Genomic DNA, 13,493 nt, shown 5'->3' with positions numbered 1-13,493 from the left:
GAGCGCCAGCAGCTCGCCTGGGCGCGCGGCCGCGATCTCGGCATGTGGGAAGGCGAGGGCATCCCCATGCACTATCCCCGCATGGTGGTCGGCATCCCCAAGGGGCTCGATGCGGCGACGGAGGGAAACCTATCCCTGACCGCGATCGGCTACGACCTGCGGTCAAAGACCCCCTTCGCCAAGCAGCGCAAGCATCTCGAGCTCGAAGACACCGAAAAGGCGATCCGGGCCAAGGTTTCGGCCGCACTGGAGAAGCAGGGCAAGACCCCGGAGGAGATCGCGGACGCCGTCGGCCAGGTCAAGGTCGTGCGCGACATCCGCGCGGTCAACCTCGCGACCAAGCAGATGGAAGATGCGATCGCCGGCCGGACCCTGATCGAGAACATCAAGGACGTCGGCAAGCGCACTGGCGACGACACGGTCGCGGAGGGCTTCCAGCCGGACAAGTCCTGGTTCACGGTTGACCATCCGTCCTTCAAGACCTGGCGGCCGAAGTTCGCCGAGGTCGACGGCAAGATCGAAGCTGTCAAGGACAGCGCCGGCAATGCCGTGTTCGAGCAGGTCCCGATCTATGTCCGGGGAGATTTCGCGGGCCCGTTGCGCGCGGCCATGTGGGAGAAGTCCGGCGCGGCCTACAGAGGCATGATGGCGCTGAAGGGCAAGACCATGGGCCTGATCATGAACTCGCCCATGATCCACAACCTGGTGGAGTTCGGCCGCGCGCTGCCGGCGATGCCGATCCGGATGATGACGCCGGTCGTTGGTGACGGCGGCGTCCTGTCTCCGGTTCGCATCAAGGTCTATGCTGACGGCTTCCGGGCGAAGAACGATCCGGCCGTGATGCACGAGGCCATCGACGCTGGTCTCGTGCCGATTGGAAAGCGGTTCTTTAATCAGGACATCAACTCGATGATGGAGACGCCGGACCTGACGCCGGGGCGCTCCATCACCGCCAAGGCTCTCGCGCTGGTGCCGGGCCTATTCGATGAGGCTGCCGGTACCGCCGTGAAGCAGGCGATCGATAAGGCCGGCGACTTCTGGCACAACACGCTGCTGTGGGACAAGGTCGCGGACCTTCAGGCTGGCCTTTACGTCAACATCCGCGGTGACCTCATCGGCAAGGGCATGGATCGGCAGACAGCGTCGCGCATTGCGGCGCACTATGCCAACCGCTACGCCGGCGCGCTGCCGAAGGAAGCCATGAGCGAGATGGCAACGAAAGTCGCCAACACCATGCTTTTCTCGCGGTCCTTCACGCTGGGCAACCTCGGCGTCATGAAGGACATGCTGACCGGGTTGCCCAAAGACGTGCTGGCGCAGATCGAACGCGATGCAGGGTTCCGGGCCGGATCGATCGAGGGAGCAGCCGAGATCGCCGAGAACGCCAAGACGTCGGCCGCCGCTGTCGCGCGCCGGAAAGCAATCTCCGTCGTCACGCTGGACATCGCCCTGATGTATGCCGGCAATTCGATCTTGCAGAGCGCTTTCCACGTCATGCTTGGGCAGGGCGGATGGTCGGAGGAGGGCCATGCATACCTGCGGCGGCTGCGCGACGTGGTCAATGATGGCGCGGCGCATCCTCTCTCGCTTCTGAACCCGCTGTGGATTTCCAGCATTCCCGGCAAGCTCAGCGCCACTGCGGACAATGAGCCCGGCCGGCAGAACCGTGTCATGATCGGCACAGCAAAGGACGGCACGGCGATCTACGCGCGCAACCCGGTCGGCAAGATCGGTGACGAATTTGCTGGGTATTTCGACGGGCCGATTGACATGCTGCGCAAGAAGGAAGGCACCCTCGCGCGCCCGCTGCTCCAGATCTATTCCAACGATGCCGGCTTCGGCCGGAAGCTGTACGATCCGAACGCCGAGACCTTGAGCGAGCGCGCCGGGGTGATCGGAGCCATTGCCAAGCACCTGATCGCGTCCCAGCTTCCGGTCGGGCAGATTTCCGCGTTCTCCGATCTGGTGAAGGGCGAGGGCGACAAATTCGTGAACTTGGCACAGGCCTTCGGGCCCTTCGCCGGCGTGACGTTCTCGAAGGGCGCGCCGGGCGGCCCCGCCGTCGGCGAGATGTATGACGCGAAGTCGCGGCATGAATTCGCCGTCAATCAGGCCCTGCCGGACATCCGCCGCCAAATCAAACGCGGCGACGTGGACGGCGCGATCAGCGCCATGACCGAGCTCGACATCCCGCAGGGCCTCCAGCGCTGGTACATCAAGACCACACTCAACCCGGCTCTGCGTATGAGCCCGCGCGCGGTGCAGGATTTCTACCTGCATGCCACCGACGAACAGAAGCAGAGGTTCGAGCGCGCCCGCAAATAGGGTGCGTTGTTGGAAACGTGGCGGCCGGGACAATCCCGGTCATGCGCAAGATCCTTATAGCCGCTCTGATCGCCCTGCTGCCGACGGTTGCCGCCGCGCAGCAATTCCCCACCGTTCCCAGCGGCACCGTGATCGGCCGCACGCTGGCCGGCACCGGCCCGGCGCAGGCGATCCCGTTCTCGCAGTTGCTCGCGACCTTGCTTGCGAGCAACCCGACGATCCCGACGCTGAACACGTCGTCGGTGCTTTACGCCGGATCGAGCAGCGGCACAGCAACCGTGAAGGCGCAGGCGGTCGCGGGAACGCCAACGATCCAGTGGCCGAATACGTCCGGAACCGTGGTCGACAATGCGACTGCGCCGATCGTTGCGAGCTCGACCACCGGAAATGTTAGCTGCGCGAATTGCGCGGTCTCCATCTCGACGCGCGCTGCGGCGGCCGCGCAGGATCTTTCCGCCTATGCGTTCGTTCGGACGAACGGTTATGCAGCAGTCGGTGACGGCGGCGGCGCGCGGTTCAAGAATGTCGGCACCACGCCGTTCCTCGATCAGCATATCTGCGGCTATACGCTTGCCGGCGGCTCGGGCTACACGAACGGAACGTATACCTTTGTCTCGCTGACCGGCGGGACGGGGTCTGCCTTCTACGCCAACATCACGGTTTCCGGCGGCGCCGTCACGAACGTTCTGAAAATCTTCAATGCAGGCGGCTTTGGCTATTCCAATGGCGATGTGTTGACGACCGGGGCCGGCAACATCGGAGGCACGGGCTCTGGCTTTTCGATTACCGTCAACTGCCTGACCACGGTATATGGCAGCTTCACGGACTCGGCCGGAAACCATTGGCAGTACATTCCCGAGAACTTCATCGATCCCCGCCAGTTCGGCGTGAAGATGGATTGGCTTGGGACGGATGGGTCAGCGACCGATAACATTAACCAGCTTCAGGCGGCCTTCAATTTTGCCTCCTATTCCGTGACGACGCTAACGTCTGGAGGGGCTGGCAATTCGGCTGGCACCAAGGTTTTGATGCCGAATGGCGTCGCGATGATTTGCAGTTCCGGCTTGCAAATGTGGAATTCGACGCAGTTGCAGGGCCAAGGCCTCGTCAACTCAGGCATTCATGGCTGTGCCGCGTTTCCAGGTAGCAACAACTTCATCACCATCGGCGATACCAACGCCCATGTTGCGTGCTTCGGCAACCGCATCTCGGACATCGATATTTCGGTCTCATACTCGGCTGTCGGGACGTCGCAAATCTACGCGCTGTACACGAACTGCGCGCAGCAGGGCGAGCTGATCAATAACGTCGCCATCTATCCCGGCCCGAAGGGATGCCTGGATCTTGAGACGGGATATGGCGGCGCTGCTGCCCTTTACATCAAGGGGCTATTCTGCACGCTGGCAACTAGCCCTTCATCCGAAGGGATCAGGATCAATTACGGCACGACGCTGATACATCTGATCGACACGATCGTGGAATCGTCTGCCGCGCCGAGTGCGACAGGCATCAACGCGCTTGGCGGCGTCATCACGCTCGACAATTATCATTCGGAGGGCGTAGGAACGCCGCTGTTCATCAATCTGACGACGGCGAACCATTCGCTGGTTTTGTTCAACTCGACCGGTGGCACCGGGTGTACGAACTTCGTGAACCTAGCCAGCACCAACACCGTCGGCAACTTCGCGCTATTCAATTCGCAGAAGAACGGCTGCTCGACCAACCTGGTGCAGGACGGCCAGCCCGGCGGCACCTCCCGCTCCGCTGACGCCAAGCCGGTGAACGGCTGGATTTCCTTCAACCCGTAGCCTTGTCTTACGGGTTGTGTCCCTATAAGTTGCGCCGCCATGGACTGGCGGCTGAAAGCATTGGCATTTCGAGTTTTGGACCTCCCCGGTGGGGCTCATGCTCATTATTTCCTGCAACGACATGTGACGCGCAACTGGCCGCGTCGGCCGCAAACGCTTGATGCATTGGCCGGAATAGCCCGCCGCATAATCGAGGATTATGCTCGGCACGCAGGCGGAACGCCGGCTACCGTGATTGAGGTTGGTGCGGGTCGCGACCTAGCCGTCCCGTTGGCGCTACGGCGACTCGGCGTGAGCGAAGTGATAGCCAGTGACGTCGAGCGCCTGGCAAGGCTTGATCTCGTCCAGCACGCGGCCAATCGAATCCTTGCCGGACAGGTCCACTTTCCGACATGGGATGACCTGTGCAGGTTCGGCGTTCGCTATCTCGCCCCGCATTATGTCGCTCCGGGCGATATTACTGTGGATTGTTCCTGCTCGAATGAGGTGCTGGAGCATGTCCCGCCGGATCAACTTGTCACGCTTCTCAAGGGCCTGCGGGCCACCACGCGTGGGATCACGACCCATTCGATCGACTACAGCGATCACTATGCGCGGTCGGACAAGACTGTCTCGCGGCTGAACTTCCTGCGCTACTCGGACGAGGCATGGAAGCCGTTCAACAGCGGCAAACAGTACGTCAACAGGCTCCGGCATAGCGACTATCTGAATCTGTTCCGTGAGGCCGGATTTACGATCCTGGAAGAGAAAAGCGAACCGGGGCCGCTGCCGGACTTCGACGTCGCGCCGCAATTCCAGCGCTACGCCCCGGCAGATCTCTTTGCCATCAGGGGGCGGATCGTAGCTGCATAGAGGAAGTCAGTTCTCGCAAAATGGCGGGGGACGAGTCCGGATTTGCTAGGACACCAAAGACGGCAATCAGAGAGGCCAACACGACCAACAGGGCCATGCCGGGTAGAGCTTCGCGCATGTTTATGAGCCTCGGTAAGGGCCACTGACAGTAGCATTTCAAGGTTGCTCTGCAAGCCTCGGTAGTGGTGCGTTGTTGCCCAACCGTCACAGCGGCCATGGTCCCTCCGAAAACGGAGCGCGTCATGGAGCCGGCATCAATTCGTTACAAGAACCCCGGCGCCATGTGGGGCAGGGGCAACAAGATCGCCAAGAAATGGGGCTCGACCGGCACCGTCGATCTGAACGACGGCCTCGGTCAGGGCAACAATATTGCGGTGTTCCCCGACTACGTCTCCGGCATCTGCGCGCAGCTCGACCTCTGGCGCACCTCGCCGAACTACCGCAATAAGCGGTTCGACCAGGCTATCGCGGTCTGGGCCGGCCACAACCAAACCGAAAGCTATATCCGCTTCGTCCTCGCGCGCGTGCCCGGCATGACGCGCGACACCATCATGGATGATGTGTTTTGGCAGAGCCCGAAGGGGATCGCCTTCCTGAAGGCCCAGGCCGGGCACGAAGCTGGCAAGACCTATCCTGCGCCGGATGCCGACTGGATCGAGGCGCAGCGCCGCGTCTTCAAGAACGCCAACGCAGGCAAGACCGCCGGCGCCGTGATCGCCGTCGGCACGGTTGCGGCCGCCGGCGCGCACTATGCCAGCGCGCCCATGATCGCCGCTGCCGTCTTCTCGATCGCGGCCGTCGCCGCCCTCATCATTTGGATCAAAAGGAAATAGCCATGTGGACCGCTATTCTCGTGCTGCCCGGCCTCGTGGCCGTTTATCTAATGTTCCTGCGGCCGCGGCTGGCCGCCTATCCGGCATTCAAGCAGTTCTACCAGGAGGCTGACGGCTTCTGGGCGAAGATCTGGGCCCTGTGCGGCAAGTCGCTGACGATGGCGTGGCAATACGTTCTGATGGTCGTTGCCGGGCTGCTCAATCAACTCGACAATATCGCCGCCACGCTGGGCGATCCCAACCTCAAGCAGCAGGTTTCGGATTTCCTTCATGCCGATCCGAAGTACATGGGCTATTTCCTCATGGTGGTCTCGGGCTTCACGATCGCGTCCCGCCTGCGCTCGATCGGGAAATAGCCATGTGGGCCGGCATCATCGAGGCGGTCCTGCCCGGCTTGCTGGCGCCGCTCAAGGACATCTTCCACGATTATATCCAGGGCAAGATCAGCGAGGCGCAACTCGCGGCCGCGGTGAAGGAAGCCATGCTGACGGCGTTCTCGAACCTCGACACAGCCCTGCTGGACAGCATCACCAAGACCTACACCTCGTTTTGGCAATCGACCGGCCAGAGCCCGGTGATGCAGCACGGCTGGGCCATCGTGCTTTACAGTCAGCTTTTTGTGCTGGTGTGGCATCAGTTTGTAATCCCGTTCATGGTCACGTTCGGCTTCGTGCAGAAGTATGCGACCTCTGGAGCGACCGTGAATTGGGCCTATGCGTTGATCGCACTCTGCCTTGGAGCTCCGGCAATCCTGACGCGCGTCGGGCCGGCCGCTGGATGGGCGGCTGACTCTCTCTCCAGGATCATAAAGCGGTAGGGGCAATGGCAGGTTTGGAATGGGCACACGCGATCGCCGCAATCCTGGGGGTGCTGTTCGGAGCGGCGGGCGGGATCTTCGCGGGCGGCTGGCGCTTGGGGAGGATCGAGGGGCGACTGAAACTACACTTTCAGGAGGCCATCGTGGCGAGTGAGACCCGGATCGAGCAGAAGGTTGAGGGAGCCCGAGAGTCATTTGACGAGACCCTGAAGGGCCTGCGCCAGAAGATCAATGACGTCGAGCTCAACGCCGAGCGCCGCTTCCTGCCGAAGGACGATTTTGTCGACTTCCGCGAGGAATACCGCGAGGATATGCGCGATCTGAAGCAGCTCATCCAGAGCCGGAAACAGTAGCCCACGGGTGCGTTGTTGGGGTTCCGGCCCCTTTCTACCGTCCTCGAAACTCACAGGATTTCGAGGGCTTCGAGATGCACAACGGCGTCAGCAAGGTCACCTTCAGCGGCAACTCGACGCCGGCCACCTTCACCCTGCGCGGGGGTGCCTATGGCCTGACCCTCCACGCGACGACATGGGGCACGGCTACGCTTCAGCGTCAGACGCCGGCGGGTAACCTGGTCACGGTGCTCACGGCGCAATCCGCCGACGGCTACAACGAAATCCATCTCCCCAGCGGCACCTATCAGCTCACGCTTTCCGGCATCACCGCGATCGACGGCGACCTCGTGTCGATCGTCGAGGATCAGTGATGCGACCGTCGGTCAGGATCATCATTCTGAGGGTCCGCTAATGCGCGCCTCCCAACAGATCATCACACTCCTTGGGGGTGTGAAAAGCTACCTCGGCATTATCGCGACCAGCACCTATATTCCGAATGCCATCGCCGGTGCGGGTCGCTACACGATGACCAGAAAGCGGCACTATACGCGGACGGGCTTCAGCAGCGCGCAACTTGTTTATCCAAATTGGTATGTCAATGCGTCGGGAGGCACAGGCGCTGAGACAGGCTCCGGCACGACGTTAGCTCTGAATGCTTGGATTGAATATCCAATCGGAACCTATACTCAGGTCACCTTCGGCGGTTCGAACACGTCGAACATCGCCAGCGGAACGTCGGGGGTAAGCGACGCCTGCGCGGTGACAATCCCCGCTGGCGCGAAGTTCTATACGTGGACCTATGTCCCGAACTTCCCGTGGTTGTTCGTAAATATCACCGTTGGCGGTAGCAAGCACCTCGATACCTCGGATGGAGAGGCTTGCAACTCGAATGGTGCAGGACCGGCGGGTGTTCCGAGCGCACCGGGAGCCATCACCGACAACCGTAGCGCGCTCCAATCCTACGGGCCGTGCATGATTATCGGCCAGACCACGAAACCAAGCCTTATTCTGCCGGGTGATAGCCGCAGCATGGGCGAAGGCGACGTTATTGACTCTGCTGGGGATACCGGCGAATTGGCGCGATCAATCGGCCCGTCTCTCAACTACGCTAATTTCGGCATCTCAGGTGATCGGGTGCAGTGGCTTGCGGCGAGCAATTCGATGCGCTCGGCGCTATTCCAATACGCCTCCGGGTTCCTGACGAATTATGGCATCAACGACCTGAACAACAGTCGCACCGCTCTTCAGGTTAACACAGACTTCGCAACAATGCGGGCGCTAGCACCAACAAAACAGTGGGTGACTGTTACCTTGGCGCCGAAGACGACATCGACCGATAGCTGGGTGACGCCAACGATTGCCTCTGGCGGAACGCCGAACAACCAGACCAAGATGGGCAATGATGCCGCTCGTGTCTCCGTAAATACGACAAGGCGGACAGGCGCGCTGTCCGGGTTCGCCTGTTTCGACATTGCGCCGGTGTCGGAATATCCTACTGATACGGGATACTGGATCGGTGCGACGCCTGCGATCACGGTAGACGGAACGCATCAGAGCGCCGCACAGTATCTTGCGATCAAGAACTCCGGGATCATCACGCCGGCCACTTTCCATCGGTAGATCAACTACCAGTCGCCCGGCTTTCGATCGAAGTCTTCAGGCTTAAGGTTTTTTGCCCCGCTGCTGAAAGCCCAAATGAGAACCCCCAAGATAGCTGCCGCGAGCAGTAACTGGAAAACTAAATCCATCGAGATGACACCTTTTAAAACAAGGTGCCTTGTAGCCCGATCTACGCCGGGTCGGCAATGGTTAACGGACAGACGTCCACACACTCAGGGAGTGAGAAAAGGTGCCGGTCTTTCCCGGCTGTCATCGGTTTGACGGCATTCCTGCCGCCCATTCCCGGTCTGGGACTCCCTACCAATTCGGGACTTAGGCGCACCCAACCGAAACGCTCGCCTCGTACCGCCATCGCTGGCGGAATCTCATGGCTTAAGTGATTCCATCTGTGTCGCCCATGCGGCTACGATCTCGGTTGCTCAACTTGGTGCGGTTCTTCGACTTCCAGCGGTAGAACCAGTTTCCCGGCATGTCATCAAACCATTTGGGTCCAGGCTTGAAGCGATTGCGGCCGGAATAAGGGATAGGAACGCCTTTCCCCTTGGCGGCATAGAACGCCGCAACTTCTCTCCTCTTTCGCCAACTAGTCAGCATGTCGGCACATTCTATTTAGATGATGACGGCTGCGGATGCCACAAAGGGGGCCTTCAGCTCGCACCAAGCAGCCCCGTCCCCTACAACCATATTAGCGCCACCGGGCGAGCTGCTGGCCATTCCAGCACGGCTTCGCCAACCGTCCACATGGTAGAAGCATAACGGGTCGGTGGGTGCGATTGGGAGTGGCATCCGCAACTCTATTCAGACGCGACGGGCTGACCGCCGTTCGCCCACGCCATCTGCATCAGGAAGTCGCATGGCAGGTAGGTGTCGTCGGGCAACGAAATGGTCGCGTCGCTTCCGAGATTGTACATCAGGGTCGCGATTGCTCGCATCCCATCCTGACCAAATCTCTTAGCCAGATCGGCCATCATCGCCTCAATCTCTTCCATGGCGGTCCTCTCCCTGCTCAGGTGCGGCGTGCTGCGCGGCGGCGTTCGATGCGATGAACGATGGCATCGCCTGCCCATGACGCAAAAGCAAGAATGCACCCTAACACCACGTCGATATGTGTAACGGGCGCGCTGGGGCCGCCGCTAAGCACGAAGTAGGCACCGACAAACCAGATCGTCACGCCGGCTCCGAACCTGCTCATGTTTTGTCTCCATTCGGATGCTGCGGCCAGCGCTGGCAGCAATCTGCCTTTTGACATTCCCAGACCGCGCAAGTCAGGACATTCGGATTATTGCACGGCTTCTCATGCCGGCTGCCAAAGCGCCGGCTAACGATCTTGTCGAGCTCGGGGTCTTTGCCCCTGATGTAGACGCTCCACGTCATAGCATTCTTCCAAGGATTAGGCGGCTGTCGCCTCTTGTGGTCCCCACTCCTCATCGTCCGCAGCGTCGTCAGAGACTGCGGTAGAGAAAGTGTACTTCACGTTGGTCACGCAAGCGAACTCGTTACCGCAGGAATCGCACTCAAACATCGTCCTGCCGCCGTCCTCATAGTTTAGCTCGACAGGATGGTCATAGGACCACACCTGAAAATCCTTGTCGCAATGAGGGCACTTCGGCAGCTCATTACTCCAGTAGTCGATTGAGTGCTTCATAACTGCTCCCATTCCATGTGTAGTGGGCTATGAGGTGACTTTTTCGATCTGATCGATCGGAAGGATACTTGTTCCTTCGCCACCATCCAGATTCCTTGCGGCGCCGCCGAACCTGACGACTACGCAATAGCTTTCGTGAACCTGCTTCACGATCACCGCTTCATAGCCGCCAAAGTACCTTGTGGTTACTCGGCTGCCCTCGGTCAATTCGTTCATCTTAGCCACATTGATCATCGTTGCAGGGCGCTTCCATGCGGGTGCCTTCGGGGCGCCCGGTTGCGATGAAGACAGGCCACACGGTAGCCCGTAGCAGCGCCAGCCCGATCGTTGGCGGACCTCCGACGTTGAGCAGTAGTGTCAGAAGAAACCCTGGCAGCCATGCCAGCAGGAAGATCGTAATAAATTCGCGCATTGCTGGTTCTCCGGTTGGACTAGCAGCGCATCAAAGGCGAATTGGGGAATACGGTAGTGCTCGTCGCACCGTGGATCTTGTTGAGCTTATCCTGATGCTCTTTAGGCCCCATGGCGGGGTCGATCTCGTGCGCGAATACGAGATTCAGGTGGTTGCGGATCATTGAAATCTGCGCGGAGGTCAGACCGATAACTTCCGGCTTATTGTCGGCGGCCATGGAGGCGACTTCAAAGAAGCCCTGAAGCCAGTAGCAGAAATCCCTAGATTGCATATCAGTTTCCTTTGCTTATCTGTTCATCGTGAAGGATCAGGACGCTGCCGGCAACGGAACGTTGGTTTCGTTCTGCGTCCCGTCAAACGTCCAGGCGGTAATCTTGATATTGTGCTTGACCACCCAAGCCTCGATTGCGCTCTGGACCATCTTTTCCAGATCGAGCCTCTGCTCGTTGGTGGCCTCTATCCCGTCACCTTCGCCGATCAAGTCGCAATTGGCATCGTTGAGGTGATCGATCAGCCAATATCCGTCGATATCTAGTCGGAAGTCCTGCTGGTGACACTCGGCGATCAGGCTGTAGTCGCACTGTTGCGCGTACTGAAGGGCCTCTTCCTTGGTCGGAAACCCCTCATAGTATGTCTCGCCGTCATGGCTGACGAACCACTCCCAGACGTAGTTCGTGTATGGGTTGGCCTTGAGCGGCGCCACCACGGCGGGAACCGCGGCGTCAGCCGCAATCGCAGCCGGCGCCGATGTGGCTGCCGGCAACGCCGCTGCGGCCGAAAGGGCTGCGGCAGACTTCAAGAGCGATCTACGATCCATTGCGGTCTCCTTGCTGCACATGGGAAAGGTGTGAGATGGCGACAGCAGCTTCATCCAGCCCGACGATTTCCGGATGACCGTCGCTGGCGTTTAACCAATCGAGCTTGATGTGTTTCTTCAGAATGGCAAGAATAGCAGCGCTCTGATCTTGCGTCGCCAGGCGCAAGGACATAGCCAGAATATCACGGTGCTTTCTTAGCCGCTCGATCTCGGTCTTTACCTTTGCATTGACGTAGTGGCCGGCGCCGTCGATGTCTACGACCTCAAGGCCCCTCGGGCCAAGGCGCTCGCGCAGACGGTTGATCTCGCCAGCCGGATCAATCCTTCGACCCCAAAGCTCTTCAGCCTTTTCAATGGTCGCGCATTGCGATGTCTTAGCGACGCAGTCTGAGCATTCGATCCAAGATGTTGGACCGCAAAGGCGAAGCGGCTTCCCGCCGCAGAACGGGCATTGGCTAAGCTCAGCCATGTGTTTTCTCCTGCGGAGAATGCTTCGGCCTGTGGCGTGCAAGATGATCCGCCCATGACGCGATGGCGCCGAGCATTTCCTGCTCGGTCAAAAGCATCGAATAGGTGTCATATCCCTCCGGATTCCAAGGCTCGCGAACTTCGAGCACGTAGAAGCATTGTCCATCGATGTATTTTGTCGTGGGCAATGCGACGCCGCATCCGGTCGGGATGACGGGTTTCCGGGCGCGTTCTTTGAAAAGTCCCGCCATCAGTCGGCGCCTTTCTGTTCAGTTGAAGAAACCAGCGGCCGGCTCTCTGCGTCGATCAGGCAGTCGAGCCAGTTGATGTTGTCGGCAAGGACTTCGGACCCGATCGACGGGCCAAGCCATGTCACCTGCTCGTCCGAAAGCTCCTTGAGCTGTTCCAGGCTGCGTAGGATCGACCGCAGGTAATAAAGCTCGTTGTCGGTAAACCTGCTCATTTCGCCTCCTGGCGCTGTTCAGGGGAGGTGTGTGGACGCCAGACGACGATCACACTGGCGAAGAAGCCGGACGCGCGGTAGGGGCCATCAGTCAGGAAGCGCACGCGACCGCGGATGTATCGAACCTCGGCGTGGCCAACGACGTCCTCGTGCCACCATTTTAGGTCACAGGACGCTGGCAGTAGCCCAACCACAAGCGCGCCCTTGGCGGCCTCCTCGCGAGCCTTGCGGGTCCAGGCGTAGATTTCAGCGCCATAAGGCGGGTTCATGAATACCCGGTGGTCAGCCCACGACTGCTCGAGTCCGTTCTCGGCCTCGGTGAAGAATTTGGGACATTTGGCTGTTGCGGCCGTGCAGCACGGGTCCAACGTGAAGTTGAACTCCTCATCCAGCGGCTCAAAAACCTCCGGCGGCGTCGCCCAATGACGGCCGTTGCCGTTGTAGCGGCCATTGTTCTTCGCCTTGACGCCGCCGAGCACGGCCGGATTATCGCTGGCTGCGATCGTGCGCCTCATTTTTGCCGATCCGTCGATGAGACCTGCGCGCTGTCGATGTCTCGGCCGATATCGCGCAGCCAGCCCGGATAGCCGTTCAGTTTGATGTCGAGGCCGTGGTGGTTTTCGCAGCAGCCGACCGCGTTCTGGAACAGAAGCGAGGCGCACTTGTGCAGTTTCTCGACCTGAGCGCGAAGCTGGGCGTTCTCCTCGAATAGTTCCGCGAGACCATGCTGCGCCGTCGCGATGGCGAGGTCCTTCACCTCGCTGGTCGCTGCTGGAGAACAGGCAGCTAAGATCGCATCGGCGGCGTTCCCAACGCCCGTCAGTTCATGCGCGCCACCGAACAAATCCCGGACGCCCACATGCTTGTGGATTAGTCTGACAATGGTGTCCATCTCGCCCTGCGCCGCAGTGTTAAACTCTTGCACGTGTCCGACTTGCTTTTCGATCTTAGTCATTGGCACTCTCCATTCGGGGCCCGTTGCTCGATAGTGCAGCCGTACAGCTGATCCGGTGTTGGCTTGCGCACGACGTGATAGCCATCGAGCCACAGAAAGAGGCCGGCTGATGCGATGAGGAAAATCACGTATTTGGTCATCGG

At 60.0% G+C, this 13,493-nt stretch carries 22 protein-coding genes; 9 read left to right on the top strand and 13 right to left on the bottom strand.

All coding sequences use genetic code 11. From position 1 onward, the window contains the following. The 9 genes from ACVWZ4_RS35530 to ACVWZ4_RS35490 all read left to right on the top strand — a co-directional run. On the top strand, nucleotides 1-2,325 hold a 2,325-nt coding region (locus tag ACVWZ4_RS35530; RefSeq protein WP_456790494.1), incomplete at its 5' end, for a hypothetical protein. A 41-nt stretch (nucleotides 2,326-2,366) separates the two neighbouring features. Beyond that, nucleotides 2,367-4,133, top strand: coding sequence for a hypothetical protein (locus ACVWZ4_RS35525; RefSeq protein ID WP_456790493.1), 1,767 nt, complete (start codon nucleotides 2,367-2,369; stop codon nucleotides 4,131-4,133). Nucleotides 4,134-4,172: 39 nt separating this feature from the next. After that, nucleotides 4,173-4,985 (top strand): hypothetical protein, encoded by an 813-nt coding sequence (locus ACVWZ4_RS35520; RefSeq protein ID WP_456790492.1) that lies wholly within the window; start codon nucleotides 4,173-4,175, stop codon nucleotides 4,983-4,985. A 242-nt stretch (nucleotides 4,986-5,227) separates the two neighbouring features. Beyond that, nucleotides 5,228-5,818: a hypothetical protein gene (locus tag ACVWZ4_RS35515; RefSeq protein ID WP_456790491.1), complete on the top strand. Its 591-nt coding sequence runs from the start codon at nucleotides 5,228-5,230 to the stop codon at nucleotides 5,816-5,818. Between the two features lie 2 nt (nucleotides 5,819-5,820). Beyond that, nucleotides 5,821-6,174: a hypothetical protein gene (locus tag ACVWZ4_RS35510; protein WP_456790490.1), complete on the top strand. Its 354-nt coding sequence runs from the start codon at nucleotides 5,821-5,823 to the stop codon at nucleotides 6,172-6,174. 2 nt (nucleotides 6,175-6,176) lie between these two features. Beyond that, a complete protein-coding gene (locus ACVWZ4_RS35505) occupies nucleotides 6,177-6,635 on the top strand; it encodes a hypothetical protein (RefSeq protein WP_456790489.1) in 459 nt (152 codons plus the stop codon). A gap of 5 nt (nucleotides 6,636-6,640) precedes the next feature. Continuing rightward, nucleotides 6,641-6,988, top strand: coding sequence for a hypothetical protein (locus ACVWZ4_RS35500; RefSeq protein WP_456790488.1), 348 nt, complete (start codon nucleotides 6,641-6,643; stop codon nucleotides 6,986-6,988). 74 nt (nucleotides 6,989-7,062) lie between these two features. Continuing rightward, nucleotides 7,063-7,341, top strand: coding sequence for a hypothetical protein (locus ACVWZ4_RS35495; protein WP_456790487.1), 279 nt, complete (start codon nucleotides 7,063-7,065; stop codon nucleotides 7,339-7,341). A gap of 40 nt (nucleotides 7,342-7,381) precedes the next feature. Beyond that, the gene (locus ACVWZ4_RS35490) at nucleotides 7,382-8,590 is read left to right on the top strand and encodes an SGNH/GDSL hydrolase family protein (protein WP_456790486.1); all 1,209 of its coding nucleotides are present in this window, start codon (nucleotides 7,382-7,384) and stop codon (nucleotides 8,588-8,590) included. A gap of 794 nt (nucleotides 8,591-9,384) precedes the next feature. On the opposite strand, the gene ACVWZ4_RS35485 is transcribed toward ACVWZ4_RS35490, so the two are convergent. The 13 genes from ACVWZ4_RS35485 to ACVWZ4_RS35425 form a co-directional block, all read right to left on the bottom strand. Further along, nucleotides 9,385-9,579 (bottom strand): hypothetical protein, encoded by a 195-nt coding sequence (locus ACVWZ4_RS35485; RefSeq protein WP_456790485.1) that lies wholly within the window; start codon nucleotides 9,577-9,579, stop codon nucleotides 9,385-9,387. Nucleotides 9,580-9,596: 17 nt separating this feature from the next. Beyond that, a complete protein-coding gene (locus tag ACVWZ4_RS35480; protein ID WP_456790484.1) occupies nucleotides 9,597-9,782 on the bottom strand; it encodes a hypothetical protein in 186 nt (61 codons plus the stop codon). A 198-nt stretch (nucleotides 9,783-9,980) separates the two neighbouring features. Continuing rightward, complete coding sequence (locus ACVWZ4_RS35475; protein WP_456790483.1) at nucleotides 9,981-10,235, bottom strand: transposase; 255 nt, start codon at nucleotides 10,233-10,235, stop codon at nucleotides 9,981-9,983. Between the two features lie 27 nt (nucleotides 10,236-10,262). Beyond that, nucleotides 10,263-10,451, bottom strand: a complete 189-nt coding sequence (locus ACVWZ4_RS35470) for a hypothetical protein (protein ID WP_456790482.1) — start codon at nucleotides 10,449-10,451, stop codon at nucleotides 10,263-10,265. Between the two features lies 1 nt (nucleotide 10,452). Further along, nucleotides 10,453-10,647, bottom strand: a complete 195-nt coding sequence (locus ACVWZ4_RS35465) for a hypothetical protein (RefSeq protein ID WP_456790481.1) — start codon at nucleotides 10,645-10,647, stop codon at nucleotides 10,453-10,455. Nucleotides 10,648-10,666: 19 nt separating this feature from the next. Beyond that, the gene (locus ACVWZ4_RS35460) at nucleotides 10,667-10,918 is read right to left on the bottom strand and encodes a hypothetical protein (protein ID WP_456790480.1); all 252 of its coding nucleotides are present in this window, start codon (nucleotides 10,916-10,918) and stop codon (nucleotides 10,667-10,669) included. 36 nt (nucleotides 10,919-10,954) lie between these two features. After that, a complete protein-coding gene (locus ACVWZ4_RS35455; RefSeq protein WP_456790479.1) occupies nucleotides 10,955-11,464 on the bottom strand; it encodes a twin-arginine translocation signal domain-containing protein in 510 nt (169 codons plus the stop codon). Next, nucleotides 11,454-11,933, bottom strand: coding sequence for a hypothetical protein (locus tag ACVWZ4_RS35450; RefSeq protein WP_456790478.1), 480 nt, complete (start codon nucleotides 11,931-11,933; stop codon nucleotides 11,454-11,456). The genes ACVWZ4_RS35455 and ACVWZ4_RS35450 overlap by 11 nt, the downstream gene beginning before the upstream one ends. Beyond that, complete coding sequence (locus tag ACVWZ4_RS35445; protein ID WP_456790477.1) at nucleotides 11,926-12,183, bottom strand: hypothetical protein; 258 nt, start codon at nucleotides 12,181-12,183, stop codon at nucleotides 11,926-11,928. The genes ACVWZ4_RS35450 and ACVWZ4_RS35445 overlap by 8 nt, the downstream gene beginning before the upstream one ends. Next, the gene (locus tag ACVWZ4_RS35440) at nucleotides 12,183-12,395 is read right to left on the bottom strand and encodes a hypothetical protein (RefSeq protein WP_456790476.1); all 213 of its coding nucleotides are present in this window, start codon (nucleotides 12,393-12,395) and stop codon (nucleotides 12,183-12,185) included. The genes ACVWZ4_RS35445 and ACVWZ4_RS35440 overlap by 1 nt, the downstream gene beginning before the upstream one ends. Beyond that, nucleotides 12,392-12,910 (bottom strand): DNA N-6-adenine-methyltransferase, encoded by a 519-nt coding sequence (locus ACVWZ4_RS35435; protein WP_456790475.1) that lies wholly within the window; start codon nucleotides 12,908-12,910, stop codon nucleotides 12,392-12,394. Before ACVWZ4_RS35435 ends, ACVWZ4_RS35440 begins: the two co-directional genes overlap by 4 nt. Continuing rightward, nucleotides 12,907-13,350, bottom strand: a complete 444-nt coding sequence (locus ACVWZ4_RS35430; protein WP_456790474.1) for a hypothetical protein — start codon at nucleotides 13,348-13,350, stop codon at nucleotides 12,907-12,909. Before ACVWZ4_RS35430 ends, ACVWZ4_RS35435 begins: the two co-directional genes overlap by 4 nt. Then, the gene (locus ACVWZ4_RS35425) at nucleotides 13,347-13,490 is read right to left on the bottom strand and encodes a hypothetical protein (protein ID WP_456790473.1); all 144 of its coding nucleotides are present in this window, start codon (nucleotides 13,488-13,490) and stop codon (nucleotides 13,347-13,349) included. The genes ACVWZ4_RS35430 and ACVWZ4_RS35425 overlap by 4 nt, the downstream gene beginning before the upstream one ends. Nucleotides 13,491-13,493: the final 3 nt, after the last annotated feature.

It is taken from the genome of Bradyrhizobium sp. USDA 4472, from assembly GCF_054058595.1.
This window is presented reverse-complemented; position numbering and strand designations above follow the sequence as displayed.

What these genes read in the sequence shown, in the direction of transcription:
- ACVWZ4_RS35525 (WP_456790493.1), top strand. Translation starts at nt 2,367, where the DNA reads ATGCGCAAGATCCTTATAGCCGCTCTGATCGCCCTGCTGCCGACGGTT.
- ACVWZ4_RS35520 (WP_456790492.1), top strand. Translation starts at nt 4,173, where the DNA reads ATGGACTGGCGGCTGAAAGCATTGGCATTTCGAGTTTTGGACCTCCCC.
- ACVWZ4_RS35515 (WP_456790491.1), top strand. Translation starts at nt 5,228, where the DNA reads ATGGAGCCGGCATCAATTCGTTACAAGAACCCCGGCGCCATGTGGGGC.
- ACVWZ4_RS35510 (WP_456790490.1), top strand. Translation starts at nt 5,821, where the DNA reads ATGTGGACCGCTATTCTCGTGCTGCCCGGCCTCGTGGCCGTTTATCTA.
- ACVWZ4_RS35505 (WP_456790489.1), top strand. Translation starts at nt 6,177, where the DNA reads ATGTGGGCCGGCATCATCGAGGCGGTCCTGCCCGGCTTGCTGGCGCCG.
- ACVWZ4_RS35500 (WP_456790488.1), top strand. Translation starts at nt 6,641, where the DNA reads ATGGCAGGTTTGGAATGGGCACACGCGATCGCCGCAATCCTGGGGGTG.
- ACVWZ4_RS35495 (WP_456790487.1), top strand. Translation starts at nt 7,063, where the DNA reads ATGCACAACGGCGTCAGCAAGGTCACCTTCAGCGGCAACTCGACGCCG.
- ACVWZ4_RS35490 (WP_456790486.1), top strand. Translation starts at nt 7,382, where the DNA reads ATGCGCGCCTCCCAACAGATCATCACACTCCTTGGGGGTGTGAAAAGC.
- ACVWZ4_RS35485 (WP_456790485.1), bottom strand. Translation starts at nt 9,579, where the DNA reads ATGGAAGAGATTGAGGCGATGATGGCCGATCTGGCTAAGAGATTTGGT.
- ACVWZ4_RS35480 (WP_456790484.1), bottom strand. Translation starts at nt 9,782, where the DNA reads ATGAGCAGGTTCGGAGCCGGCGTGACGATCTGGTTTGTCGGTGCCTAC.
- ACVWZ4_RS35475 (WP_456790483.1), bottom strand. Translation starts at nt 10,235, where the DNA reads ATGAAGCACTCAATCGACTACTGGAGTAATGAGCTGCCGAAGTGCCCT.
- ACVWZ4_RS35470 (WP_456790482.1), bottom strand. Translation starts at nt 10,451, where the DNA reads ATGAACGAATTGACCGAGGGCAGCCGAGTAACCACAAGGTACTTTGGC.
- ACVWZ4_RS35465 (WP_456790481.1), bottom strand. Translation starts at nt 10,647, where the DNA reads ATGCGCGAATTTATTACGATCTTCCTGCTGGCATGGCTGCCAGGGTTT.
- ACVWZ4_RS35460 (WP_456790480.1), bottom strand. Translation starts at nt 10,918, where the DNA reads ATGCAATCTAGGGATTTCTGCTACTGGCTTCAGGGCTTCTTTGAAGTC.
- ACVWZ4_RS35455 (WP_456790479.1), bottom strand. Translation starts at nt 11,464, where the DNA reads ATGGATCGTAGATCGCTCTTGAAGTCTGCCGCAGCCCTTTCGGCCGCA.
- ACVWZ4_RS35450 (WP_456790478.1), bottom strand. Translation starts at nt 11,933, where the DNA reads ATGGCTGAGCTTAGCCAATGCCCGTTCTGCGGCGGGAAGCCGCTTCGC.
- ACVWZ4_RS35445 (WP_456790477.1), bottom strand. Translation starts at nt 12,183, where the DNA reads ATGGCGGGACTTTTCAAAGAACGCGCCCGGAAACCCGTCATCCCGACC.
- ACVWZ4_RS35440 (WP_456790476.1), bottom strand. Translation starts at nt 12,395, where the DNA reads ATGAGCAGGTTTACCGACAACGAGCTTTATTACCTGCGGTCGATCCTA.
- ACVWZ4_RS35435 (WP_456790475.1), bottom strand. Translation starts at nt 12,910, where the DNA reads ATGAGGCGCACGATCGCAGCCAGCGATAATCCGGCCGTGCTCGGCGGC.
- ACVWZ4_RS35430 (WP_456790474.1), bottom strand. Translation starts at nt 13,350, where the DNA reads ATGACTAAGATCGAAAAGCAAGTCGGACACGTGCAAGAGTTTAACACT.
- ACVWZ4_RS35425 (WP_456790473.1), bottom strand. Translation starts at nt 13,490, where the DNA reads ATGACCAAATACGTGATTTTCCTCATCGCATCAGCCGGCCTCTTTCTG.